The following is a 23,633-nucleotide window of genomic DNA, read 5'->3' as shown; positions in this document are numbered from 1 at the left end:
CAGCAAACTGTTTGCAAAGACTGTCCTGATATCAATTTAGCATGATGTAGTGATGATGTGTGAAAAAGTCATGTCTTTTGTGTGAAATAGACCCGGGTACGTAGGTCAGTTTTTTTATAAACAGTCACATAAACCGACACTGAAGCGAAGTTAAACATTGCAGAGGGCGGTCAAATAAAAGCCGGGATCCCAGGACCCCGGCTTTAAAGTCTGCTTAAAGTGAATTTTACCGTAATGGCAGATGAATTAATTCACCGGCTTTCATGTCCGGCACCAGCAGATACTGACCATCCGCTGACAGGGCAATGTCAGCAGCAGCCTGCAGATTATCGGCGATGATCTGAGGGGTCGCTCGCGGACCGGCCAGTTGCCAGACTTTGCCGTTATTCCAGTCACTGATATAGAGGAAACCGCGGGTGTCGCGAACCAGACCGTCAGCACCACCGAATCCGGTATTCAGATCCTTGACCTTGTCTGAGGCGATATCAAAACGATACAAATCACCGGTACCGAAGTCGGCAACCAGCAGACTGCCAATACCATCCATCAATAGTCCATTGGGACGTTTGATACCAGCCTGGTTATCCATAATTTCAGTGACTTCACCCGTGGTGGAAACTCGATAAATACCGGCATTTTGACCGGTGTCAGTGCCGCTGTCTGAGACATAGACATTGCCACTGCCGTCGATTTCCACATCATTGAGGAATTCAGCTTTACCTGGGAAATCGCTGCTGTCAGCAAGAACCTCAATTTTGCCGTCCATATCAATCTTCAGGACCTGATTGATATCAGCAACATAGAGTTCGTTGTTGAATAAATCGAGTCCTTTCGGATCATTCAAACCGCTGGCCAGCACGGTTTTGCTGCCATCAGTGTTGATGATGCTGATCTGACCGTCATCTTTTTTGCCAAACTCGCCGATTTCGCTGATAAACAGGCGACCGTCCGGGTGAGCAATAACCGATTCCGGCATTCTCAGTCCTTTCACGGTTTGTTTACTGGTCTGAGCCGGTTTGACAGCAGTGGTTTCCTGCTCTTCACCATAACTGACACGGTAAATCACGCCGTTGTAGTCATCCGAGACCAGCAAAGAGCCATCGGGCAGTTGCAGGACATCGGTGGGACGACCCCAGGCTTCACCCTCGATCAACCAGCCATCGATAAAGGTCTGGTGACCTGTGACCTGATTGTTGTCGTTGAAAGTGACACGCTCCAGTTTATAGCCCACCGGCTCAGTCCGGTTCCAGGAACCATGCTGAGCGATGATGGCGTCACCCTGATACTCAGCCGGGAACATTTTGCCGGTGTAAAATTTGAAACCGAGGTTGGCGGTATGGGCCTGAAACTCGACTTCAGGAAAAGTGACTTCCTGGGGCGGCTGTTTGTCTTTCCAGTCCTGATGGCGGGCATCGCCACCGGCATAAAACGGGAATCCAAAGTGCATGCCTTTTTCCGGGGCCGCGTTGAATTCGCCCGGCGGATTATCATCACCCATCATATCGACGTTGTTGTCAGTGAAATACAAATCACCGGTCTCGGGATGGAAGTCGATACCCACAGAGTTACGCACGCCGTGTGCATAAACTTCCGCTTCACTGCCATCCGGATTCATGCGAATAATCGTCCCCTCGTAGCCATTAACCTCACAAATATTGCAGGGGGCGCCGACCGTGACATACAGTTTGCCGTCCGGGCCGAAATCAATATAGCGCCAGCCGTGATGGGCTTTATCTGGCAGGTCTTCAAAAACGACTTCACGCATCTGTTCGAATGGCAGGGTCAAATCAAAACCCGGCGCAGCATAGCGGGCGATACGGTGTTGTTCAGCCACATACAGGTTACCCTGGTGCATGGCCACACCGTTACCGACTTTAAGATCGCTGAGAATATTGACGACTTCATCAGCCTGACGGTCCTTGTTCTTGTCGACCACGGCATAAACATTCTTGCCACGGGTACCGACGAAGACGGTGCCGGTGGACTGACCGACAGCCATCTGACGGGCATTCGGCACTTCAGCGTAGACTTCAACTTTGAAACCGTCTGGCACATTGAGTTTATGCAGATTGGCTTCGGCGGCTGCACGGTCTGCCATGACCGGTGCCGCCATCAGTCCCAGCGATGAGGCTGCCAGGCTTGCTAGAGATAAAAATTTGAGTTTCATCATTCCTCCTTTAATGGATTGAGGCCTCAAGCTTCGAGGAAGGGGTAATCAATATAGCCACGTTCGTCGCCGCCATAGAATGAGTCCGGGTCGGGCTCGTTGAGCGGCGCGTTTTTTTCGAAACGTAATGGCAGATCGGGGTTGGCGATAAACAGTTTGCCGAATGAGACCAGATCGACTTCGCCTCTGCTGATGATGTCATTGGCCTTGTCCAGGCTGTAATCGTAATTGGTCATATAAATGCCATGCCAGAGCGGACGCAACGAGTGAATATCAAATGCCGGACCGGCCGCACCCGGGTTATCGATACCCATTTCGGTGATATGCAGATAGGCAAGACCGAATTTGTCGAGCTGCTCGACGGCGTAGCGGAAAGTCTGTTCTGGATGGCTGTCGTGGACATCATTAAATGGCTGCAATGGCGACAGTCTGACACCGACTCGATCTGCGCCCCAGATCCGGGTGACTTCATCAACCACTTCCAGCAACAGCTTTGCCCGATTTTCAAGGCTGCCACCATACTCATCGCTACGCTGGTTACTGCCGTCACGCAGGAACTGATCCAGCAGATAGCCGTTGGCACCGTGGACTTCAACACCATCAAAACCGGCGCTTAAAGCGTTGTGCGCGGCCTGGCGGAAGTTTTCTTTGATGCGTTTGATATCGTCCAGTGACATTTCTCGCGGTGTTTCATAAGGCTTCATGCCCTCATAAGTCATGACTTCTCCGGCGGGTTTAATTGCCGAAGGCGCCATCGGCAGCTTGCCGTTGAGCAGGGAAGTATGACCAACACGGCCACAGTGCCAGATCTGCATCACGATTTTGCCCCCCGCCTGATGGACCGCGTCGGTCACCTTTTTCCAGCCTTCGATCTGAGCCTCGCTGTAAATGCCGGGAATATTGGGATAACCGATGCCGTCCTCAGAGACCAGTGTGGCCTCGGTAATGATGAGACCGGCAGAGGCACGCTGACGGTAATATTCGACCATCATATCGGTCGGAACCAGACCTTCACCGGCACGGTTGCGGGTCAGTGGTGCCATGACAAAACGATTTTTCAGCTGAATGGCGCCAACCTGTAATGGTGACTGCAAATCCGCTGTGGATTCTGATGCTTGCTTCATAGACATTCCTTTTAGACAGTAACGATAATTTTGCCCAACTGGGTATTGGATTCGAGATAACGATGCGCTTCGACAATCTCATCCAGGCTGAAGGTTTTAGCAATCAGCGGTTTCAGCTGAGCGCCTTCCAGCCAGCCGTAGATATCGTCCTTGGCACGTTTCAGTTGTTGCGGATCCTGGGTGAATTCAAACAGGGTATAGCCACGGATAGTCAGACCTTTACCCAGCACACTGAACAAGGGGAATGGAGTGGGTTCAGGGCTCAAGGCGCCATATTGAAAAATAATGCCGTGGCTGGAAGCGACCTCGGCCAGGGTCGCCAGCATCGGACCGCCAACCGGATCGAAGATGATACGGGCACCCTGACCCTCAGAGATATTTTCCACGGCGGCGATGACATCCTCTTCTTCGCTGACGACTACATGCCGGGCGCCATGATTGAGTAATTCCTGTTTCTTATCACTATGGCGGGTCATCGCGATGGGTACGGCCCCGACCAGATTACACAACTGAATGGCGGCCAGACCCACGCTGCTGGAGGCGGCCGGAATGAGCACAAAGTCATCGGGTTGCATCTTGGCAATATCGATCAGGGCACCATAAGCCGTGAGGTACTGCATCCAGACTGCGGCTGCTTCCTCCCAACTCAGGTTGAGCGGGTGAAAAGCCACCGCAGTGACGGGAACGTTAATGACTTCGCCATAGACGCCATAACGATTCAGCGGGAAATTGGGTATGGTGCTGACGGCATCACCCACCTTGTAGCCATGCACATTTTCACCAACGGCCTTGATGGTTCCTGCAGCTTCATAGCCAAGCCGTGCCGGAAATTGAGGCGCTTCCAGGTATTGACCACGACGGAACATGGCTTCGGCCCTGTTCAGTCCGATGGCTGCAACCTGAATCTGTATTTCACCTTCGCCCGGTGGCGGCACTTCTTCATCAACAAGCTTTAGAACATCCGGTTCCCCGGTTTGATTGAATCTGACTACTTTTGACATGGCTGACTCCTTGTTTTTAGAGACTGGCTTCCAGAATCCGGCGGCTCTTATCAAGGTCGATATCTTCACGCTCACCCAGTTGGGTTAGTCCATGCTTTTCCAGTTGCTGGACCATCAGCGGAATAGCCTCTGCGCCGATCTGGTAATCACTGAGCCGTGTTTTCACGCCCATCTGCTCAAAAAATCCGCGGGTTTTACTGATGGCCAGATCAATGCGGCGTTCTTCGTCTGCCTCATTGATATGCCAGACGCGGTCCGCGTACTGTAATAGTTTGTCGCGTTTAGCGGCACGTTGTTCCTGCATCACGCTGGGAAGCACAATCGCCAGGGTTTGCGCATGGTCGAGGCCATGCAAAGCCGTAATTTCGTGACCGATCATATGCGTGGCCCAGTCCTGTGGCACACCGACACCGATTAAGCCATTCAAAGCCAGTGTCGCTGTCCACATGAAATCAGATTGAAGCGCATAATCTTCCGGGTTTTCCAGAAGCGCAGGGCCTATCTCTATCAAGGTTTGTAACAGCCCCTCGGCAAAGCGGTCCTGAATCCTGGCAGCTGCTGGATAAGTCAGATATTGTTCAACCACATGGGTGAAGGCATCCACCACGCCATTGGCCAGTTGTTTGCCGGGGAGGGTGTAGGCTTTGCTTGGATCCAGTATTGAAAACTGGGGGAAAACAAGCTGGCTACTGAATGCCAGTTTTTCCTGTGTTTCATAACGGGTGATAACTGAGTTTGTATTCATTTCTGAACCGGTCGCCGGCAGAGTGAGCACACTACCGAACGGCAGCGCAGTGCGAATATCACGAGCGCCCTTGACCAGGATTTCCTCCCAGGGATCATCCCCGCAGGCCACTGCGGCTGCAACAAACTTGGTGCCATCGATAACCGAGCCACCACCGACAGCCAGCAGAAAATCCAGTTTTTTATCCCGGATAAGCTTAACGGCTCTCATCAGGGTGCTGTAGCTGGGATTGGCTTCAATACCGCCGAAAAACGCTACATGACGTTGACCCAGTGCCGTCTCTACTTCATCCAGGGTGCCGTATTTTTTAGCACTCTCGCCGCCAAAAAGGATGAGTACTCTGGCAGATGCCGGAACCAACTGGTCGATGGCATTGATTTGTCCTTTGCCAAAGACAATGCGGGTCGGGTTATAAAACTCAAAATTATTCACGTAGATCCTTTGATATTTAATAGACCAGTCGTCTAGTTATTGGGCAAATAAAAAGGCCTTAGACAGCAGCCTTGGTTAAATTCAAACGTGCATGCAATGCATTCATCGCGACATGCAAAGCGTCAGGGTTGTGGTTGACCTTGGTGAGCAAGGTGGCACCAATCCATAAATAATAGATCTCTTCTGTGACAGTTCGAGCGTCATCGTCAATGCAGATTTCACCATGGTCAATGGCTTGCTGAACAACTGCTGCCAGTCGGTTGATAACACGGTGGGTTCCCTGTTTCAGCGCCAGACGCATGCTTTCGGAAAGGTCGGTGACTTCACCGCTGAGTTTGACCACCAGGCACTTGTCGGTTGAGGTGTCACTGCACTGTGAATTTTTCCAGTTATCGAAATAATCAAGTAAACGATCCACCGCGCTGCTGTCATCACCCTGAAAGTGGCTATCCAGGGTCAACATATACTGATCAAAATAATTTTCCAGCAGCACACTGCCGAAATGTTCTTTAGAGTCGAAATAGTGATAGAAGGACCCTTTGGGCACGCCAGCCGTTTTCAGAATCTCATTGAGACCGACCGCAGCAAAGCCTTTTCCCAAAATGATGGTTTGGGCAGTGCTGAGAATATGTTGTCGGGTATCACTGTAACGTGAACTGGCTGCTTGATTCATGAAGCTCATTATTTCAGAAAATAGACCAGTCGTCTAGTCATGATTATCGATGCCTGAACAAGGACTTATTGTTTAGGGTTCAAAATGTTGGAACAAGGCTTGCTTGGTGTTAGTCTGAGCCTGAAAGTCTCGTTGTCGAAACAAAAATGCTTCCACAGCGGGCTTCCACATCACATTTCATCGAAACGTGCACCGTTTTGAGTCAAACCGCAGGGGGCAAGATGGGCGACATCTGGCAACAAGCGATCGATAGTGCGCAGCAACTGCGCCGTGACCTGCACCGGCATCCCGAGCTGGGCTGGCAGGAAGTGCGTACCGCTGATCTGATTCGTCGTGAACTCAGCGCCCTGCAGATTCCCTGGCAAGCCTGCGCCGAGCTGGGCACCCTGGGACGTCTTAACCCCAATAGCAATGGTCAACATATCGCGCTTCGAGCTGATATGGATGCATTACCCATTCTTGAGCAAAATGAACATGACTGGCGCTCAGAGCATGAGGGTTTTATGCATGCCTGCGGTCATGATGGTCACACTGCGACATTACTGGCGACAGCGCGCTGGCTGAAATCGGTTGAGTCCAGCCTGCCGGGGCCGGTAACCCTGTTGTTCCAGCCAGCGGAAGAAGGGGGCCATGGTGCAAAAAAAATGATCGATGACGGTGCGCTGGAAGGGATTGATATGATTTTCGGCTGGCACAACTGGCCGGTGATTCCCTTTGGCAAACTGGTCTGCCCGGACGGCATTGTGATGTGTGGCAACGGTACTTTTCAGATCAGTCTGCAGGGAAAAGGCGGACATGCGAGTCAGCCGGAACTCTGTCATGACCCGGTGCTGGCAGCCAGTGCCGTGACACAGGCCCTGCAGCAAATCGTCAGCCGCAACCTGGCGCCCCAGTCTACCGCTGTGGTCAGTGTGACTTCGATCGAAGCGCCCAGTGCGCCGACCGTGATTCCTGATACGGCATTGATTGGCGGCAGTATCCGCGTGCCGGATATCGTTACCCGGGATCGGGTAAATTCACTGATTACCGAGATCAGCCAGCAAACTGCCGCAGCTTATGGTGTAGAAGCCGAAGTCAGACATTTTCCACGCTACAACGCGACCATTAACCATGCTTCGCAGGCGGCTTTTGTGCGCCATCAATGGCAGCAGGATCATGGAGAAGACAGCCTGGATCAGCGCCTGCCAATACCCGTGATGGCTTCAGAAGATTTCAGTTATTACCTGGAACAGATTCCGGGGGCTTTTGCCCTGATTGGTGCCGATGACGGTCCTGAACATCAGGCCGTGTGCCATAGTCCCTTGTATGACTTCAATGACAGGTTAATACCCCTTGTCACTCGACTCTATTCGCGCCTGGTCGGTGCGCCGATTGCAGAATAACCGACCCGTTTTCCGTTGCCGTAGCATCGGCGTTTCTTTTGTGGAGGTATTTAATGAGTGTATTCGAACAGCGTGAGTCCGCCATCCGAGCCTATTGCCGTGTTTACCCGGTTGTGTTCGATAAGGCACGCAATGCAAGGCAGCGGGATGAGGACGGCAAAGAATATATCGACTTTTTCGCTGGTGCCGGGGTGCTCAATTTTGGCCACAATAATGAGCGCATGACTCAGGCCGTAGTGGATTACATTCAATCAGGCGGGGTGACGCATGCGCTGGACATGATGACTACCGCGAAACGCCGGTTTATGGAGCGCTTCGAAAAGGTCGTGCTGAAACCGCGAAACATGAATCACAAGATGCAGTTCATCGGCCCCACCGGCACCAACGCGGTGGAAGCAGCGATGAAACTGGCACGACGGGTGACGGCCAGACAGGAAATTGTTGCCTTCACACGGGGCTTTCACGGTATGACGCTGGGCTCACTGGCTGCCACAGCGAACCGTTATTTCCGTGGCGCAGCGGGTGTACCCCTGAATCATGTTTCACATTATCCCTTTGGCTGTAACAAGCCCTGTATGGGGTGCGAGTCCGGCTGTGGTCTGGAAAGCATTGAGCATATGCGCAGTCTGTATCGCGATACCTCAAGCGGCGTGACACCGCCGGCCGCTTTTCTGCTGGAAACGGTGCAGGCTGAAGGTGGGGTGAATGTCGCCTCGAAAGAGTGGTTGCAGGCCGTGGCGGCACTGGCCAAGGAGGTGGGCGCGCTGCTGATAGTCGATGATATCCAGGTGGGCATGGGCCGCACAGGTTCCTTCTTCAGCTTTGATGATATGGGTATTGACCCAGACATCATCTGTCTCGCTAAAGGCCTGGGTGGAATGGGTACGCCCATTGCGATGAACCTGATTAAGCCGGAAGTGGATGAGTACTGGTCTCCGGGTGAGCACACCGGCACCTTCCGCGGCCAGAGCATTTCTTTTGTTGCCGGCAGCGAGGCGCTCAGTTACTTCGAAGACAACAGTCTGATGAAAGAAGTGCATGAAAAGGGCGATCGGATGAATGATGCCTTAGCACCACTTGAGCAGCGCTACGACCAGGTTCAGATCCGCGGCAGAGGTATGATTCTCGGTCTGGATGTGATGACCGGCGAACGGGCCAAAGCGATTGTCGAACGCTGCTTTGAAGCCGGCCTGTTGATTGCTGCATGTGGCACCGGCGGCCGAGTGGTGAAATTGATACCGCCCCTGACGATTCCGGACAGTGATCTGGAGGAAGGGCTGAAGATTCTGGTTGAAATCACTGAAAAAGTCATGGAGGAAGCGGCATGAGACAACGTGATGACATGACTTTTCCCTTTGAGGAATATGAACGCCGGCTCAGTGAGTTACGGGTGCGGATTGCCCAGCGTCTGCTGGATGCGGTGGTGATCACTGATCCGGAAAACATCATGTACCTCACAGACTATCAGACCACCGGTTATTCCTTTTTCCAGGCGCTGGTGGTGCCGCTGGAGCAGGAACCCTTCATGATCACCCGACAGATGGAGGAATCCAACATCATCGCCCGAACCTGGGTCGAACGAACGCGGCCCTATCCCGATACCGGTGATGCGATCCAGATGCTGGTCGATGCATTGCGTGAGTTTGGCCTCGCCAACAAGCGCATAGGCTATGAACGCAATAGTTACTTCTTCCCGGCCTACCAGCAGGACTTCATTCACACCACCTTGACTGACGGCAAACTACTGGACTGTTTCGGTATTGTCGAGCAGGGCCGGATCCGCAAATCTGACGTTGAAATCGATCTGATGCGCAAAGCCGCCGCGGCTACTGAGGCAGGAATGCAGGCGGGGCTGGAAGCGTCAGCCGCAGGGGTGACTGAAAATGAGATCGGGGCCGCCATAAGCAGTGCCATGTTCAAAGCCGGGGGAGAGCCGCCCGCTGTGATGCCCTACGTCACCTCTGGTCCGAGAACCATGATCGGTCATGCGACCTGGGAAGGACGGACTGTACAGCCGGGCGAGCATGTATTTCTTGAGGTCGGTGGCTGCTACCGGCGATACCACACAGCACTGATGCGTACCGTGGTGCTGGGTGAGCTGAGTGACTCCATGTACAAAGCTCAGGAGCGCATGAAAATGGCACTGAATGCCGTGCATGAAGTGGTTCAACCGGGAATGACCGTATCTGATGTGGATAACCTGGTTCGCAATATCATCACCAATAACGATGTCGGTGCCAGGCTGGTAACCCGCTCCGGTTATTCGATCGGGATCGCTTTCCCGCCCAGTTGGGATGAGGGGTATATCTGCAGCCTCAAGCAGGGCGAATCAGCGATTCTGGAAGAAGGCATGACATTTCATGTCATTCCCTGGATGTGGGGCGTGGATGGTGATAAGACCTGCGGGATCTCTGACACCATCCATATTACTGCCGATGGCTGCGAGTCATTCTTCTCGCTGGATCGCAACTTTACCGTCAAACCGGATCAGGGGCAGAAAAAGCCAGTGGAATTAGAGCCGGTCAAAAAAGCCGAAAAGAAAACCGATCCACAGAATGACGATGTGACCCCTAAAACCGCCAAAAATGCAAAGTGAGGTGCTGATGTTACATGCAACCAATCCGTACACAGGCCAGGTCCTGAACAATTACGAGGCGCTGGATGAGGCCGGCATTGAGCGCCAGATCGCTGCTGCACATCAGGCATTCAAGGCCTGGTCCAGGAAAAGCTTAGCCGAGCGCGCTGAGGTATTAAAAACCGTTGCAGCCAGGTTACGTGACAACAAAGTCCTGCTCGCTAAGTTAATGGCAGAGGAAATGGGTAAGCCGGTCAAGGAAGGGGGGCCGGAAGTCGAGAAAGCCGCCTGGTGTGCTGAGCATTATGCAGAACATGCAGAAATGTATCTAACCCGGGAAGAACTGCCTTCAGATGCCTCTCTGAGTTATGTCTGCTACCAGCCGCTGGGCACTCTACTGGGGATTCTGCCCTGGAATGCACCGTTATGGCTGGCTTTTCGTTATCTGGCGCCGGCACTGATGGCCGGTAACACCTGTGTGATGAAGCATGACCCCAATGTGCCCGGCTGTGCTGAGGCGATCGAGACTGTCTTTCGTGAAGCGGGTGTGCCAGACAATATTATGGTGAATCTGCCGGTTGAAACCCCCCTGGTTGAAAAGGCTATTCGTGATCCACGCATTGCCGCAGTGTCTTTCACTGGTTCACCCGTTGCCGGCGGTAAGGTGGCATCGACCGCAGCCTCAGAAATCAAACCCTCGGTACTGGAACTGGGGGGGAGTGACCCGTTTATCGTATTGCAGGATGCCGATTTGGAATCGGCGGCAGATGTAGCCACGCTGTCCCGTATTATCAATGCCGGTCAGTCATGCATTGCGGCCAAGCGTGTGATCGTGGAAGCGCCGGTTTACGATGATTTTATTGGTCGGGTTTTCGAGCGACTGCAGAAGCTCAGACTGGGGGATCCACTCTCAGAAGAAACGGACATCGGTCCGATAGCGCGCTTCGATTTACGTGAAGACTTGCACCGTCAGGTCACTGAGACGATCGCTGATGGTGCCCGTTGCCTGATGGGAGGCGAAATGCCCGATGGCGAAGGATTTCTGTATCCGGTCACGATGCTGGTGGATGTCACAGCTGAAATGACGGCATTTCGTGAAGAAACCTTCGGGCCCGTGATGTGCATCATCCGCGCCGAAGATGCCAAGCATGCGGTTGAACTTGCCAATGACAGTGAGTTCGGACTGGGTGCCGGTGTCTGGACCGGTAATGCCGCATTAGCAGAAGATATCGCGATGAAACTGGAGGCCGGTCAGGTTGCTATTAACGGTATCGTTAAAACGGATCCGCGGCTGCCGAGCGGGGGGATTAAAAAATCCGGTTATGGTCGTGAACTGGGACCTCATGGCATTAAAGAGTTTGTAAACGCCAAACAGGTTTGGATCAAGTGATATAAGTGTATAAGTGAAAGAGCCGGCGATAGGCGCCGGCTCATATCGTTCAAGCTTGCTTTGCTATTGTCGGGGGCGAAGATGTAAGTAGGACTGGTCAATCAGATTCCGATGCACACCTTCAATATTAAGTGGTAACCACGCCTCATACATGTTGAGTGACTGAAATTGGTCAAGTCGGATTTCCTGCTGCAATTGTTGCAGACTTTTGCCCGCCTGCATGCCATCAAGTACGGCAGCATAGAGTTGTTCCAGATAACTCAGATAAAACCGGACATCGTCTTTATCTCCACGCTCAGCATGGCCGCCCACCAGTATGTCGAAGTCCATCGCCAGCACGTCACGGGTTGAATTGATCATACCGCGGATATCATACCCCGGCAGACTTTTGTAAGGCATACGGCCCAGGACGATCCAGTCCACGACATGCAACACACCCTCGCTGGGAAAGTGGATCGAAATCGAGCCTTTGCCGTTATTGGGGCCGTGGTAGCGGAGGTGAATCGGTGTATCACCGAGGTAGAGGCGCATCTCATCATTGAAGACCAGATTGGGGATTGCTGTTTCGGCTTGCGTAGCCAATAGATCATCCCGGGCCCATTCATGGGCGATAAAGGTGACGCCGGGACCGGCAAAGACTTCTCCCCCGTAAACATGATCCGGGTGGTTGTGACTATATATGACATAACGTACGGGTTGTTCGAAACGTGTCTCGAGCGCTTTTTTGAGCCAGCGAGCCGCATCCGTGGAAATGGGATCAGTGAGCGCGATACCGTCATCAGTGACAATAAACACGGCATGATGGGTGCCGTTACTGAACTGGTAGATATTGTCTTTAACCGGGGTAATACTGAAGTTTTCGGCATGGGCCGTGCCTGCCAGCAGGGTCATGAGGAAAAAGAACAGGGTTCGCGTCGACATCAGCATTGTTTTCTGTTTTGCTTGCCACAGGGTAGTCACAACTGACTGAGTTCGCCAGTTGATACTGTCAGTCACTCATTCTCTGAATGGACGGTGACATCGAAGTCATTGTTATCATTCACAAGCACATGAAACTCGATCGGTCGACAGCATATTTCGCAGTCTTCAATATACTGCTGTTCAGATACGCTGCAGTCGATCAGCACTGTGAAATGCTCGCCACAGTATGGGCACATGATGGTGTCTACTTCCAATGGATGAAGCATGGTCTGGCCTCCATATCAATGGGATGTATAGCCTCAGTCCATTGTGTCATGTAACAAGCTCAGCGTGAAAGGCGGAAAAGATGACGTTTATCGCCGAGTCCGATACCGGTCTCGATAATCTCGAAGCCGAGTGAGTGATAAAAGCTGAGCAGGGCAGGATAGTGATCCACCGCATCGAGTTGCAGGGTCGCGTTGCCAGTTTGCTCAATGCAGTAATGCATCAACTGTTTGCCGAATCCCTGGCCCTGCGCATCAGGATTAACAGCAAGCTGGGTAATATAAAAGTCGGCATCTGGTGCCTGCGGCCAACAGTCATCGTAATAATCCGATTTATGGGTGCCCAGTGCAATACAGCCCTGAACCCCGTCCCCAGTCTCCAACACGTAAACCTGTTTAGCCTCTAGATTAGCCAATACGGCGGATTCATCATAAACGCCCAGCCAATGGTGCATGCCCTTGTTACTCATCCACTGAGCACAGGCCTGTAACAGTGAGGTGATCTCAGGGACGTCCTGTGAAGTGGCAGGACGAATTCGAGCTGAATTCATAATAGCGCAGCGCCAATACTGGCCAGCACACACCAGGCAACAACCAGAAGTGCTGACAATCTGAAAAACTGCAGCATAATAAAACCAATCAGACCGATAATAAAATCAGTTATGTGCTGAACAGCGCTGACCCAGATAGGGTCGTACAAGGCCGCCGCCAGCAATCCGACCACACTCGCATTAACACCAGCCAGTGCGCTTGCCGCCAATGGATACTTCAGCACCGACTGCCAGAGTGGCAGCATGGCGCCAATCAGCAGAAAACCGGGCAAGAAGATGGCACATAAGGCTAATATTGCGCCGGTCATGCCGCCCATGTCTCCCGGCAACAGCGCACCCAGATAGGCTGCGACAGAAAATACCGGTCCGGGTACAGCCTGAGCAGCACCGTAACCGGCAAGATATTCATCCGCGGCAACCCAGCCGGGTTCAACGACGGTTTGTTCCAGTAGTGGCAGCACTACATGGCCGCCACCGAAAACCAGCGCGCCGGCGCGGTAAAAGGCATCCATGACGGCAACCAGACTATGGCTATCAGCCAACACGGGCAGAAAAAACAACAGACCAAAAAACACGATTAATAAAAGCCAGGCTACCCGTTTACCATAATCGACCTCAAACCGGCTGGCAGGTAATTGCTGGTCTCTGCAGAGTATCAAGCCGGCCAGAGCACCACCAATAACGACTGCTATCTGGATCAGGGGATGATTGATAACGAGCAGACACAGGATAGTGGCCAGCGCGATAAAACGTCGGCGCCAGTCCGGTGTCAGTTGTTTTGACATCAGCCAGACAGCCTGCGCCACAACGGCAAGCGCTACCAGTTTGAGCCCATGTATAGCAGCGCTGCCAACCGTGTCAGATAAATAAGGTAACCACTGGGCAAACAGAAACAGAAGAAAGGCGGAGGGCAGCGTAAACGCAAAAAATGCAGCCAGTCCTCCCAGCCACCCGGCACGCATCAGGCCCACACTAAAACCCATCTGACTGCTGGCGGGGCCGGGCAGAAACTGACACAGCATCAACAATTGGGCGAATTGTTCTTCCGTGAGCCAGCGGCGTTTTTGCACAAACGCCTCACGATAATAGGCAATATGAGCAATGGGGCCACCGAATGAGGTCAGCCCCAGTTTGATGAAGGCGATAAAAACTTCAGCTGCTGTACCTTGCTTGCTCATGCTGTGTCCATTCATTTGTCATGAGCGTGAATTATGCTTGCCTGAGTCAGGATTGCAAGTCACCGTAACAGAAGCCTAGCCGGTTTGAGCAGAGCCGGCAAACTGAGCCGGTGTTTTGCTTGCTTTTTGCTGCAAGCGATTCCATATTTTTTCATGGAAGTGGAAAGCTACCGTGTTGATAGCGGGTTCCACCATTGCCATGACACTGCCAAACAGTATGCTGCCGGTTAACAGGTAACCTACGGTAAAAGCGACACTGAAGTGCACAATTGCGAAACTGATTGTTTTAGCCATAATCATTCCTCCCTTTGAGAATGATTATCATTAATTATCTTGAACAGGTAAAACAAATTAGTTCAATCAATGTGATTGAAAAAAACGTAATAGATAAAAGAACGATATTTCATCGACACAGTCGATTAATGTGACCAGAATTACTTGTTTCACTTTAATGTAAGTAACTCATACAATGTGAAGCGTAATCAGACGAAACTCGTTTTCGTCGCCTGACTAAGGTCAATTTTCACTCTGAACAAGGAGGCATAATAATGAGTACCATTGATATTGGTATCAACAAGCAGGATAGACAAGATATTGCTGACGGCCTCAAGCGCCTGTTGGCAGACAGTTACACACTGTACTTGCAGACTCACAACTTCCACTGGAATGTGACCGGTCCGCAATTTCGCGAACTCCACCTGATGTTTGAAGAGCATTACACTGAATTGGCTCAGGCTGTTGATGACATCGCTGAGCGCATTCGTACACTGGGTATTGCAGCGCCCGGCACCTACAAGTCATTTGCCGAACTGAGCAGCATCGAAGAAGTTGAAGGCGTCCCTGGCGCCGCCGATATGGTTGTGACGCTCACCCACGGTCATGAGCAAGTGGTGAAAACCTGCCGTGAAGTGCTTAAAAAAGCGCAGGATGCTGATGACGAATCCACTGCCGCACTGGTGGGTGATCGCATGCGAGTTCATGAAAAAACCGCATGGATGCTGCGTGCCATGCAGTAATCTGCTTCAGCCAGGTTAGATAAAAGGGAGCTCAGGCTCCCTTTTTTATTGCCTGAAGCTCCGATTGTTGCACCAGTAACGCTTTGAGTTCTGCAATCTGGCGTGACAGATCAGCCACTGTGGGTTCATCAGCATGATCCCGCTGCCACTGTTCGGCGCTTTCTTTTTCCATCACATTGACCACAATACCAATCAGCATATTTAAAAAGGCAAAAGCATTCAAAAAGATAAAACTGACGTAAAAAGCCCAACTCAGGGGATGAACGGCCATGGTTTCGTACATGACATCGGTCCAGTCTTCGAAAGTCATTACCCGGAATAATGTCAGCATTGATACTGTGATATCTCCCCATAATGTCGGATTGATCTTGGCAAAGAACGTGGTGCCTACAGCGGCATAAATATAAACAATGATAAACATCAGCAATGCCACGTAACCCAGCTGAGGCAGGGCTTTCAGTAATGAATTGAGCAGCGTGCGCAGTTCCGGGATAACCGAGACCATCCGTAACACTCGGAAGATGCGAATCAAACGACCGACAAGGGCCAGCTCGCTGTCCTCGATCGGGATCAGACTGACGATAACAATCAGGCTGTCAAAAATATTCCAGCCGCTTTTGAAAAATTGCCATTTTCGTTCTTCAGCAAAAAAGCGAATGCTGATTTCAACAAGAAAAAACAGGGTAATACTGTAATCCAACCAGACCACGATATTGAGAAAAGTGGGTGGAATATCATAAGTTTTTGCGCCCGCCAGCAGGGCGGAAAACAGAATCACCCCAACCACGATAATCTCAAATAGCGGGTTGCTTCTGATGGCGTTAAAAACGCGGGTCAGGCTGAACGATGATTTGCTGTGAAGACCTTGCATTGTGGCTCCGGTTCGGTAGTTACTTCCCGCGGAATAATAGCGGTCGCCCGGATTAATGCAAGCGTCATGTGTTCCATGAATCGTATTGTGCTAAGGTCAGGAAAAAACAGGAGATACCATTAATGACTACGACATTGAGAGATATCGTCGGCCTGGGGCATGAGCCCTCAGCCCTGCGTGATTCGGCCCTGATTATGATTGATTGCCAAAATACTTACCGTCAGGGCGTCATGCAGTTGGAAGGGGTAGAGCCCGCCCTCAAAGAAGCGCAAAAACTGTTGCAACTGGCCCGGGACAACGGGGTGCCGGTGTTCCACATTCAGCATGATGGCGGAGCCGGTTCACCCTATGACCTCAACACCGCGCTGGGTGAAATTGCTGAAGAAGTCGCGCCCATTGATGGTGAGCACGTCATCACCAAAAATTTCCCTAATGCTTTTGTTCAGACACCGCTGGATGAATATCTTCGCGGACAGGGGATAAATAATATTATTCTGGCGGGTTTTATGACGCATATGTGTGTCAATTCTACCGCTCATGGTGGGTTCAACCTGGGCTATAACCCCACTGTCGTGGCCAGTGCCACTGCCACACGCAGTCTTGATGCACCAAATGGCTCAACATTACCCGCCAAACAGGTTCATGAAGCGGCGCTGGCCTCTACCCGTGATCTTTATGCAGCAGTGATTAATTCTGTCGACGATTTAAAGCTATAAGTCGTTTGGCGGGTTGCGAGCGCTATTCACCTGATGACTGTAGTGCGATTGATAAGCGTTGAACGGCTTTTCACCGGAGTACGGCGGGATATGTGACTCAGCGATGCTGGTATCTGGCACAGAGAGCATGGGGCACTGATCGAAGCAGGGTCAGACAAGTGTCGGTGATGATTGTAAATTTTTCTCTAACGTTCATTGACTGCCAGTGATAGGTTTTCTGGCATTGTTTCTACCCGGTGCTGAAAGAATCGGGTAGAAGTCAATGTTCGGCACAACTGCTGTCATAGACCAGTCTGACAAAATATATACCGGCTTATTCCCGGTCACCCAGTCTCTGCTGTGGCACCTTTCTGACCAGGCTGGTGTTGTAACCCATTTCTCCAATCAGTGCCAGCATGTGTTGATAGTCGTCTTCAGGAATTTGTGGTGTTCTTGCCATAATCCAGACGTAGTCCCGTTTATTCCGGCCAATGATCACCTGACTGTAGTCTTCAGTGAGATAGACAATGCGATAGTCGGCCTTGATCGGCCAGATGAACTGCATACCCCAGAGCGCATTGGTTTCAGTATTCTCAACAAACCCCTTGGGATGGTAGGTTTTCAGCTCACCGTCAAAGCTGCCTTCACGAAAGGTGAAGGTGGTGGCAATGGTGCCGTCGTCATTTAGCGCGTAAGACTCTACGGCGTTGTATGCTTCTTCTTCTATAAAAGTGGGTATATTGGCGATGACATACCAGTCGCCCATAAAGCGTTCGATATCCACATAGTCGACGGTTTCCAGTGGCGGTTTTGACACGGTCTGACATCCAAACAGACTGAAACAGGCCATGACTATCAGGCCTGCTTTTTTTAATGAGGGCATAACTGACTCCTAATTTTTGAGTCAGTGTTGGCTCGCATCTGTGAATTTGTCGTGAAGCCCCAGTTTAGCGCGGCTTGCCCTCAATCTGTGCAACAAAAAGGAAGAGATCTGCCGGTCAAAAAAAGAGCCTGCAACTGGCAGGCTCAAAGCGAACCGAAGAAGAGGAGTGACTCTCCGGTTGAACTGCGAATAAAGAATTTTAGTATCTGGCTGCTGTCTTAAAGGTGGCATTTGCCTGTGGCTGGAAAATTGCTTGCAATAACGGGGCGATGACCAGAGTCAGAAGCAGCAATAATAAATAAATCGGTATAAATTATACCCATTTTAATTGGGATAGACTATACCGCAGTTTTAAGGAGTACGTTAATGCAGCTCACTACACACTCGGATTACGCGATGCGTCTGCTGATTTACCTGGCGATTCATCCCGGTGATAAGCCAGCGACGGTTAAAGACGCGGCTGAGCGCTATGGTATATCCACCAACCATCTGGCAAAAGTCGCCCAGAAACTGGTGCAGGAAAAAATCGTTCTCAGTCAGCGTGGCCGAGGTGGTGGTTTGAAGCTGGCCATGCCATCTGCAGAGGTTAATATCGGCAAGGTGATCCGGAAAACTGAGAATATGGAGTTGCTTGAATGTTTCGGTGATAAGTGTGCCTGCCCAATAGACAATGTCTGCATTCTTTACAGTGCACTGCGTAAAGCACAGAAGGCGTTCCTGGAAGTACTGGACGGCTATACGCTTGAAGATGTCGTTAAAAATAAAGCCAAGCTTCAGCAAAGCTTGAATGTGGCCTGATTCGCTCATCCCTGAGCTATGTAAAGGTTCAGCCGGCCAGCTGAAGCGCCGGCCCAAATGCTTCCAGATGGATTTGTTCGCGCGCAACGCCGGATTTTGTCAGTAATTGGAAGCAGTGCTGCATCATGCCGCTGGGGCCACACAGATAAAAATCTGCCGATTTATCCAGCGTCGTCAGTAATGCCTCATCGATCCAGCCCTCGCTGTGAAAGCGTCCCAGATAACGATCATTATCCGTCGGGTCACTGTAGCGGATATGCCAATCGAAGTGTTCATGATGCGCTTTCAATGCGGCAATTTCATCAGCAAACGCCAACTTTTCTCCATTTACGGCGGCTTGTATTAAGGTCACCGGTGCCTTCTCATACTCCTCCAGGCTGGCATGCAGCATCGACAAAAGTGGGGTGATTCCCACGCCACCGGCAATCATCACCATGGGGCTGCCCGTCGGCGTACGAATGGTAAATTCGCCACAGGGCGGTCCCACCCAAATGGTATCACCGGTATCAATCTGATCATGCAGAAAGTTGGAAACCAAACCGTTGGGTGCATCATCCTGAACGGCTGTTTCGCGTTTGACACTAATCCGATAAAAGTCCTCTCCCGGCTTATTGGAAAGGCTGTAGTTACGCATCGACTCGGCATTTTTGCCTGCTGGAACCCGCACACTAATGTATTGACCCGCCTGATGGGGGGACAGTGGTTGATTATCAAGCGGCTGAAGATAAAACGAGCTGATGATTGCACTGTTGGCTTCCCGTTTAACCACCGTGAAAGGTTTAAATCCTTGCCAGCCATGGTGCTGTTCGTGGTGGCGATAGATTTCCGCTTCTCGCTTTATGAATATATCAGCTAACACCTGATAGGCCTCTGCCCAGGCATTGATGATGTCATCAGTTGCCGCATCACCCAGTAATTCTTTAATTGCGCCCAGCAGGTTCTGACCTACGATCGGATAGTGTTCCGGCTGGATCCCCAATGAGGCATGCTTTTGTGCAATCAACTCTACCGCTGCTACCAGGGCAGTCGGATCGTCAATGTTTTCTGCGTAAGCACAAATGGCACCGGCAAGCGCCTTTTGTTGACTGCCAGCCTGCTGGTGAGCCTGATTGAAGAAAACCCTCACTTCAGGATTATTTTCAAACATCCGCTGATAAAAAAGACGGGTCAACTGTTCACCATGGGCTTGAAGAACGGGGACTGTGGCTTTGATAGTATTGATGGTTTCCGGGTGCATGAGCAGGGCTCCTTAAAACAAGTATATAAAATGCGTATTTATAAGATGCATATTATTTACCAGTTATAATTTCGTCAAGTGGATAATCCAATGAGAGGAATATTTCAATGAAAACCTGGCGACAGGAACAACGTCAGCGCTTGCTTGAAGAGAGAGCTTCGCTGACTGAAAAGGCACATAAACAGATCAGTAAATCTTGTCTGGCACACGTCGCAATGTATCTGGAAGACTGTCCGCCCGACATACTGGGTATTTACTGGCCCATTAAAGGTGAAATCGATTGCCGTGTCCTTGCGGAGGGGTTGCTTGGGGCAGGCTGGACACTCGCTGTGCCTGTTATCAACAATCGCAGCCGTCTATTAGACTTTGCGCGCTGGCAGCCGGATACACCGATGATTCAGGGCACTTGGAATATTCCGGTGCCAGCACAGCCTGAGTGGTTAACGCCGAGCAGATTTTTGGTGCCTCTGGTCGGCTTTGATAAAGCCCATTATCGACTGGGTTACGGTGGCGGTTATTACGACAGGACCCTGGCTGAGAGGTCGGAGCCTGTCGAGACTATTGGCGTGGGAATGGAAATGGGGCGATTGGAAACTATTCATCCGCACGCGCTGGATATACCCATGATGCGGATAATTACAGAGACAGGTCTACAATTGCCTGAACCTCAGGCCAACTCAGACATCTAAGTAGTGTAGTTTAAGGCAATGAAGGGGCATTTATGTCGAACGTCAGCATTATCGGTATGGTTCTCTATCTCATTCTGGCGCTGTTTGGTGGATTTCTGACCGGTCTGTTCAGTCGATACGCCTATCGTGGTGCTTACAATGAGTTTGGCAGACCACTGGCCGTGATTTTCAGTATCGTCTTTTATATCGCACCGGCCTGGGCAGTGCTGAGTCTGTTCAAGGATGACGATCTGGACATTTTCTACCTGCTGCTTGTGGTCAGCTTTGCCTTTGGTGTGTTTTACTTCAATCGGATTGGCGGTGAAGAGTCCGAAGACCGGCATTATCATTTACCCGATGAGGATGAGCGCTGATGCCTCTGGCAGTATTTGAGTGAGCAGGCGCCAGATGTTATACGACCGCTGACGATAGCAGGCTGCATTGATCACAAAAATGTTTTTTTAAAACTGGTATTTAAAACCCAGCTTGCCTATCATGTCAGCTTTTTTCAGGCAAGTCAGGCCTATTATGCGCAGCCGTAAACGTCTCTATAGCGTCATCATCAGTGTCATTGTATTGCTGGGGTTTCTGGCAACCAGTCTGATCGGTTATTTTGTTGCGCGTGATTCCATTGCAGAACGCCTGCAACAGGAAATGCTGCCGTTGACCAGTGACAATATCTACTCCGAGATTCAACGGGATTTGCTGCAGCCGGTGCTGATTTCCTCATTGATGGCCAACGATACCTTCGCGATAGATTGGGTCGCCAACGGCGAGCAGGATCCAAAGCAGATGCAGCGTTATCTGGCTCAAATCCAGGAAAAATACGAAACCATCACGGCCTTTTTCGTTTCTGAAAAAAGCCGACTCTACTATCATCCTGACGGCATCATCAAACAGGTCTCAAAAGATGAACCGGCGGATGACTGGTACTTCCATGCCCGCCATATGAATCAGGATTACGAGATCAACATCGACCAGGATACGGCTGATCGAAGCCGACTGAGTATTTTCGTCAATTATCGGGTGGAAGACCGTGAGGGGGAATTTATCGGTCTTATTGGTGTAGGGCTGTCTATGGAGAGTGTGGTTCAGCTGATTGAAAATTATCAGCGTCGTTATGGCCGCGAAATTTATTTCGTTAATCGCCAGGGCGATGTGATGCTGCAGAGCAGTCAGTACAGTGATGAACTGCATATTCAGAATAAGGAAGGCCTGGATAAACTGTTCACCCGTATTCTGACCACGCCCAGTGCTTCCGTATCCTTCGAAGCCAAGAACGGTAATGTGATCTATCTCAACAGTCGTCTGGTGCCGGAATTTGACTGGTTTCTGATCGTGGAACAGATCAATGATCCGGCTTCAGAGAAAGTTGAAGCCGCTTTATGGATTAACCTTCTGGTCTCGTTGGCTATCAGTGTCGTGGTGCTGATCATCGCTCATCTGGCGCTGCGGGGATATCAGGGAAAACTCGAGACCATGGCCTCCCGTGATAAGCTGACCGGTGCTGCCACCCGCCAGGTCTTTGATAGTCTGTTCGAGCAGGCCCTGGCTAAATCCCGACGCAGTCAGCAGGCCATCTCTCTGGCATTGATTGATATCGACCACTTCAAACAGGTGAATGATAACCATGGTCATCAGCATGGTGATGAAGTGCTGGAAGCGGTAGCCCGTATTATCAAGCTACACATCCGTAAGGAAGATGTTTTATGTCGCTGGGGCGGTGAAGAGTTTCTGGTCATGTTCACTGACTGCGACCAGACTCATGCCATGCAGCGAATAGAAGCAATTCGACGTGCTATTTCAGCCTGGACATTCCATTTTGAGGATCAAAGACTGACCGTCACTGTGAGCGCGGGCCTTTCTGAACTCAAACAAGGGGAGGGCATGACCACCTTGATTGAGCGTGCAGATAAGGCGCTTTACCTTGCCAAAGGGGCTGGCAGGAACTGCATCAAGCTCGCGGAATAAACCATCAGGCATAAAAAAAGCCCCTTGAAAGGGGCTTTTTATTGCGTTCAGGCTGTGTATCAGCGGTTGCAGATGTACATAGTCACTTCAAAGCCAAAACGCATGTCTGAATATTCTGGTTTAGTCCACATAACAAATTTCCTCGTTGAGTGATTACTTGAGAAGTTCAAGTAGTTGTCTGTTATTTTAGAGATCGCCACCAGATGCACAATCAGGCTTTGGCGCGATATTGTTCAGGATTATCCTGAGCTGAAAAACGAGCAGGAGACAGGATGGCACTGAGACAGAAGTTATCGATTGCAGTCGCACTGGTTTGCCTGCTGCTTGCCTGTCTGCCTCTGGAAGCGGTTTTCAGTGAGCAGCTGACACAGATGCTGAAGATTACGCTGACGGTCTATGCACTGGCGAGGGGGCTCAATGCCGTGATTTCTGTTGCTCAGGGAACGGAAATGTCGATTGAGCCTATGGGCGTTGGTCTGACACTGACACCCGGAGAGGTTCTCGACCCACTGAATGATCTGATAGAGCAAGTCTCTACGGTTTTACTCATTGCCTCAGCATCAATTGGCGTGCAGAAGATTATTCTGATGCTGACAGATCATGCTTTAATTCAGATACTGCTTGTCTTGCTCGCTGTGATGGCGCTGCAGCTGTCGACTCTGCGGCCAGCAGTCGGTAACTCAGGTCGAGTCGTCTTAAAAATGCTGGTGATCCTGACCGTGTTGAGATTCACTGTGCCCATGCTGGCTGTGGTGTCTCACCAGACGCAAAACTGGTTACAGACAGAGCGTCAGCAAGCTGTTGCCGTGCTCGAATCAGCGCAAAGCAGTGTTGATCAACTCAACGAGAGTTACCAGTCAGAGTCGGGGGGCTGGTTGAGTCACCTGCGTGACAGGTTTGATCTACAGACTCAACTGAGTCAGGTGAAAAGTCGTGCTGAGCAGGGCGTCGAGGCAGCCGTCTATCTGCTTGCCGAGTTTGTGCTGATCATGGTCCTGTTACCATTGCTGTTTGTTTGGTTGGCGCTTCGAATTGCCAACACTATACACTGGCAATAAAAAGCCCCAATAAATTGGGGCCTTTCAAGTTTTA

The 23,633-nt window shown here is 51.0% G+C and carries 25 protein-coding genes; 11 read left to right on the top strand and 14 right to left on the bottom strand.

What is annotated here, in order from left to right:
- Positions 1-226 precede the first annotated feature (226 nt).
- From OMQ46_RS03030 to OMQ46_RS03010, 5 genes are read right to left on the bottom strand one after another with little or no spacing between them, the layout of a single operon-like run.
- The gene (locus OMQ46_RS03030; RefSeq protein WP_266235737.1) at positions 227-2,170 is read right to left on the bottom strand and encodes an SMP-30/gluconolactonase/LRE family protein; all 1,944 of its coding nucleotides are present in this window, start codon (positions 2,168-2,170) and stop codon (positions 227-229) included.
- Positions 2,171-2,193: 23 nt separating this feature from the next.
- Positions 2,194-3,291, bottom strand: coding sequence for an alkene reductase (locus tag OMQ46_RS03025; protein WP_266235735.1), 1,098 nt, complete (start codon positions 3,289-3,291; stop codon positions 2,194-2,196).
- 11 nt (positions 3,292-3,302) lie between these two features.
- Positions 3,303-4,292, bottom strand: coding sequence for a zinc-dependent alcohol dehydrogenase family protein (locus OMQ46_RS03020; protein WP_266235733.1), 990 nt, complete (start codon positions 4,290-4,292; stop codon positions 3,303-3,305).
- Between the two features lie 16 nt (positions 4,293-4,308).
- A complete protein-coding gene (locus OMQ46_RS03015) occupies positions 4,309-5,469 on the bottom strand; it encodes an iron-containing alcohol dehydrogenase (protein ID WP_266235731.1) in 1,161 nt (386 codons plus the stop codon).
- A 58-nt stretch (positions 5,470-5,527) separates the two neighbouring features.
- Positions 5,528-6,142 (bottom strand): TetR/AcrR family transcriptional regulator, encoded by a 615-nt coding sequence (locus OMQ46_RS03010; RefSeq protein ID WP_266235729.1) that lies wholly within the window; start codon positions 6,140-6,142, stop codon positions 5,528-5,530.
- 221 nt (positions 6,143-6,363) lie between these two features.
- Here OMQ46_RS03010 and doeB2 point away from each other — a divergent pair, with 221 nt between their 5' ends.
- Genes doeB2 through OMQ46_RS02990 form a run of 4 tightly spaced genes read left to right on the top strand, consistent with a single transcriptional unit; the run spans position 6,364 to position 11,489 of the window.
- The gene (gene doeB2, locus OMQ46_RS03005; RefSeq protein WP_266235937.1) at positions 6,364-7,524 is read left to right on the top strand and encodes a N(2)-acetyl-L-2,4-diaminobutanoate deacetylase DoeB2; all 1,161 of its coding nucleotides are present in this window, start codon (positions 6,364-6,366) and stop codon (positions 7,522-7,524) included.
- Positions 7,525-7,577: 53 nt separating this feature from the next.
- The gene (locus OMQ46_RS03000; RefSeq protein ID WP_266235728.1) at positions 7,578-8,852 is read left to right on the top strand and encodes an aspartate aminotransferase family protein; all 1,275 of its coding nucleotides are present in this window, start codon (positions 7,578-7,580) and stop codon (positions 8,850-8,852) included.
- Positions 8,849-10,120, top strand: coding sequence for an ectoine hydrolase (gene doeA, locus OMQ46_RS02995; RefSeq protein ID WP_266235726.1), 1,272 nt, complete (start codon positions 8,849-8,851; stop codon positions 10,118-10,120). Before OMQ46_RS03000 ends, doeA begins: the two co-directional genes overlap by 4 nt.
- Before the next feature lie 7 nt (positions 10,121-10,127).
- Positions 10,128-11,489, top strand: a complete 1,362-nt coding sequence (locus tag OMQ46_RS02990) for an NAD-dependent succinate-semialdehyde dehydrogenase (RefSeq protein ID WP_266235724.1) — start codon at positions 10,128-10,130, stop codon at positions 11,487-11,489.
- A gap of 63 nt (positions 11,490-11,552) precedes the next feature.
- Here the strand turns inward: OMQ46_RS02990 and OMQ46_RS02985 are convergent, their stop codons facing one another.
- From OMQ46_RS02985 to OMQ46_RS02965, 5 genes are all read right to left on the bottom strand, one after another.
- Positions 11,553-12,485, bottom strand: a complete 933-nt coding sequence (locus tag OMQ46_RS02985; protein WP_266235722.1) for an MBL fold metallo-hydrolase — start codon at positions 12,483-12,485, stop codon at positions 11,553-11,555.
- Complete coding sequence (locus tag OMQ46_RS02980) at positions 12,482-12,676, bottom strand: CPXCG motif-containing cysteine-rich protein (RefSeq protein ID WP_266235720.1); 195 nt, start codon at positions 12,674-12,676, stop codon at positions 12,482-12,484. The genes OMQ46_RS02985 and OMQ46_RS02980 overlap by 4 nt, the downstream gene beginning before the upstream one ends.
- Before the next feature lie 59 nt (positions 12,677-12,735).
- The gene (locus tag OMQ46_RS02975) at positions 12,736-13,224 is read right to left on the bottom strand and encodes a GNAT family N-acetyltransferase (RefSeq protein ID WP_266235718.1); all 489 of its coding nucleotides are present in this window, start codon (positions 13,222-13,224) and stop codon (positions 12,736-12,738) included.
- On the bottom strand, positions 13,221-14,402 hold the full coding sequence (gene chrA, locus OMQ46_RS02970; protein ID WP_266235716.1) for a chromate efflux transporter: 1,182 nt from the start codon (positions 14,400-14,402) through the stop codon (positions 13,221-13,223). Before chrA ends, OMQ46_RS02975 begins: the two co-directional genes overlap by 4 nt.
- 75 nt (positions 14,403-14,477) lie before the next feature.
- Positions 14,478-14,696, bottom strand: a complete 219-nt coding sequence (locus OMQ46_RS02965) for a DUF2061 domain-containing protein (RefSeq protein ID WP_266235714.1) — start codon at positions 14,694-14,696, stop codon at positions 14,478-14,480.
- Positions 14,697-14,950: 254 nt separating this feature from the next.
- Here OMQ46_RS02965 and OMQ46_RS02960 point away from each other — a divergent pair, with 254 nt between their 5' ends.
- Positions 14,951-15,418: a Dps family protein gene (locus OMQ46_RS02960; RefSeq protein WP_266235713.1), complete on the top strand. Its 468-nt coding sequence runs from the start codon at positions 14,951-14,953 to the stop codon at positions 15,416-15,418.
- Positions 15,419-15,449: 31 nt separating this feature from the next.
- On the opposite strand, the gene OMQ46_RS02955 is transcribed toward OMQ46_RS02960, so the two are convergent.
- Positions 15,450-16,289 carry an ion transporter gene (locus OMQ46_RS02955; RefSeq protein WP_266235711.1) on the bottom strand — a complete coding sequence of 280 codons (840 nt, stop codon included), beginning with the start codon at positions 16,287-16,289 and terminating at the stop codon, positions 15,450-15,452.
- A gap of 122 nt (positions 16,290-16,411) precedes the next feature.
- On the opposite strand from OMQ46_RS02955, the gene OMQ46_RS02950 reads away from it, so the two are divergent.
- Entirely contained in the window at positions 16,412-17,005 is a 594-nt protein-coding gene (locus OMQ46_RS02950; RefSeq protein ID WP_266235709.1) for a cysteine hydrolase family protein, read from the top strand.
- A gap of 313 nt (positions 17,006-17,318) precedes the next feature.
- On the opposite strand, the gene OMQ46_RS02945 is transcribed toward OMQ46_RS02950, so the two are convergent.
- On the bottom strand, positions 17,319-17,867 hold the full coding sequence (locus OMQ46_RS02945) for a lipocalin family protein (RefSeq protein ID WP_266235707.1): 549 nt from the start codon (positions 17,865-17,867) through the stop codon (positions 17,319-17,321).
- A 366-nt stretch (positions 17,868-18,233) separates the two neighbouring features.
- Between OMQ46_RS02945 and OMQ46_RS02940 the strand changes: the two genes are divergently transcribed.
- Positions 18,234-18,665 carry an RrF2 family transcriptional regulator gene (locus tag OMQ46_RS02940; protein ID WP_266235705.1) on the top strand — a complete coding sequence of 144 codons (432 nt, stop codon included), beginning with the start codon at positions 18,234-18,236 and terminating at the stop codon, positions 18,663-18,665.
- Between the two features lie 28 nt (positions 18,666-18,693).
- Here the strand turns inward: OMQ46_RS02940 and hmpA are convergent, their stop codons facing one another.
- Complete coding sequence (hmpA, locus tag OMQ46_RS02935) at positions 18,694-19,902, bottom strand: NO-inducible flavohemoprotein (RefSeq protein WP_266235703.1); 1,209 nt, start codon at positions 19,900-19,902, stop codon at positions 18,694-18,696.
- A 107-nt stretch (positions 19,903-20,009) separates the two neighbouring features.
- Here hmpA and OMQ46_RS02930 point away from each other — a divergent pair, with 107 nt between their 5' ends.
- From OMQ46_RS02930 to OMQ46_RS02920, 3 genes are all read left to right on the top strand, one after another.
- Positions 20,010-20,591 (top strand): 5-formyltetrahydrofolate cyclo-ligase, encoded by a 582-nt coding sequence (locus OMQ46_RS02930; RefSeq protein WP_266235701.1) that lies wholly within the window; start codon positions 20,010-20,012, stop codon positions 20,589-20,591.
- A 32-nt stretch (positions 20,592-20,623) separates the two neighbouring features.
- The gene (locus tag OMQ46_RS02925) at positions 20,624-20,944 is read left to right on the top strand and encodes a hypothetical protein (protein WP_266235699.1); all 321 of its coding nucleotides are present in this window, start codon (positions 20,624-20,626) and stop codon (positions 20,942-20,944) included.
- A gap of 154 nt (positions 20,945-21,098) precedes the next feature.
- Positions 21,099-22,541, top strand: coding sequence for a sensor domain-containing diguanylate cyclase (locus OMQ46_RS02920; protein ID WP_266235697.1), 1,443 nt, complete (start codon positions 21,099-21,101; stop codon positions 22,539-22,541).
- 59 nt (positions 22,542-22,600) lie between these two features.
- On the opposite strand, the gene pqqA is transcribed toward OMQ46_RS02920, so the two are convergent.
- Positions 22,601-22,672 carry a pyrroloquinoline quinone precursor peptide PqqA gene (pqqA, locus tag OMQ46_RS02915; protein WP_081443609.1) on the bottom strand — a complete coding sequence of 24 codons (72 nt, stop codon included), beginning with the start codon at positions 22,670-22,672 and terminating at the stop codon, positions 22,601-22,603.
- A 141-nt stretch (positions 22,673-22,813) separates the two neighbouring features.
- Here pqqA and OMQ46_RS02910 point away from each other — a divergent pair, with 141 nt between their 5' ends.
- Positions 22,814-23,599, top strand: coding sequence for a hypothetical protein (locus OMQ46_RS02910; RefSeq protein ID WP_266235696.1), 786 nt, complete (start codon positions 22,814-22,816; stop codon positions 23,597-23,599).
- Positions 23,600-23,633 lie beyond the last annotated feature (34 nt).

It is taken from the genome of Methylophaga sp. OBS1 (assembly GCF_026319365.1).
This window is presented reverse-complemented; position numbering and strand designations above follow the sequence as displayed.

Coding starts and splice junctions, on each gene's coding strand:
- OMQ46_RS03030 (WP_266235737.1), bottom strand. CDS start 2,170: ATGATGAAACTCAAATTTTTATCTCTAGCAAGCCTGGCAGCCTCATCG.
- OMQ46_RS03025 (WP_266235735.1), bottom strand. CDS start 3,291: ATGAAGCAAGCATCAGAATCCACAGCGGATTTGCAGTCACCATTACAG.
- OMQ46_RS03020 (WP_266235733.1), bottom strand. CDS start 4,292: ATGTCAAAAGTAGTCAGATTCAATCAAACCGGGGAACCGGATGTTCTA.
- OMQ46_RS03010 (WP_266235729.1), bottom strand. CDS start 6,142: ATGAATCAAGCAGCCAGTTCACGTTACAGTGATACCCGACAACATATT.
- doeB2 (WP_266235937.1), top strand. CDS start 6,364: ATGGGCGACATCTGGCAACAAGCGATCGATAGTGCGCAGCAACTGCGC.
- OMQ46_RS03000 (WP_266235728.1), top strand. CDS start 7,578: ATGAGTGTATTCGAACAGCGTGAGTCCGCCATCCGAGCCTATTGCCGT.
- doeA (WP_266235726.1), top strand. CDS start 8,849: ATGAGACAACGTGATGACATGACTTTTCCCTTTGAGGAATATGAACGC.
- OMQ46_RS02990 (WP_266235724.1), top strand. CDS start 10,128: ATGTTACATGCAACCAATCCGTACACAGGCCAGGTCCTGAACAATTAC.
- OMQ46_RS02980 (WP_266235720.1), bottom strand. CDS start 12,676: ATGCTTCATCCATTGGAAGTAGACACCATCATGTGCCCATACTGTGGC.
- OMQ46_RS02975 (WP_266235718.1), bottom strand. CDS start 13,224: ATGAATTCAGCTCGAATTCGTCCTGCCACTTCACAGGACGTCCCTGAG.
- chrA (WP_266235716.1), bottom strand. CDS start 14,402: ATGAGCAAGCAAGGTACAGCAGCTGAAGTTTTTATCGCCTTCATCAAA.
- OMQ46_RS02965 (WP_266235714.1), bottom strand. CDS start 14,696: ATGGCTAAAACAATCAGTTTCGCAATTGTGCACTTCAGTGTCGCTTTT.
- OMQ46_RS02960 (WP_266235713.1), top strand. CDS start 14,951: ATGAGTACCATTGATATTGGTATCAACAAGCAGGATAGACAAGATATT.
- OMQ46_RS02955 (WP_266235711.1), bottom strand. CDS start 16,289: ATGCAAGGTCTTCACAGCAAATCATCGTTCAGCCTGACCCGCGTTTTT.
- OMQ46_RS02950 (WP_266235709.1), top strand. CDS start 16,412: ATGACTACGACATTGAGAGATATCGTCGGCCTGGGGCATGAGCCCTCA.
- OMQ46_RS02945 (WP_266235707.1), bottom strand. CDS start 17,867: ATGCCCTCATTAAAAAAAGCAGGCCTGATAGTCATGGCCTGTTTCAGT.
- OMQ46_RS02940 (WP_266235705.1), top strand. CDS start 18,234: ATGCAGCTCACTACACACTCGGATTACGCGATGCGTCTGCTGATTTAC.
- hmpA (WP_266235703.1), bottom strand. CDS start 19,902: ATGCACCCGGAAACCATCAATACTATCAAAGCCACAGTCCCCGTTCTT.
- OMQ46_RS02930 (WP_266235701.1), top strand. CDS start 20,010: ATGAAAACCTGGCGACAGGAACAACGTCAGCGCTTGCTTGAAGAGAGA.
- OMQ46_RS02925 (WP_266235699.1), top strand. CDS start 20,624: ATGTCGAACGTCAGCATTATCGGTATGGTTCTCTATCTCATTCTGGCG.
- OMQ46_RS02920 (WP_266235697.1), top strand. CDS start 21,099: ATGCGCAGCCGTAAACGTCTCTATAGCGTCATCATCAGTGTCATTGTA.
- OMQ46_RS02910 (WP_266235696.1), top strand. CDS start 22,814: ATGGCACTGAGACAGAAGTTATCGATTGCAGTCGCACTGGTTTGCCTG.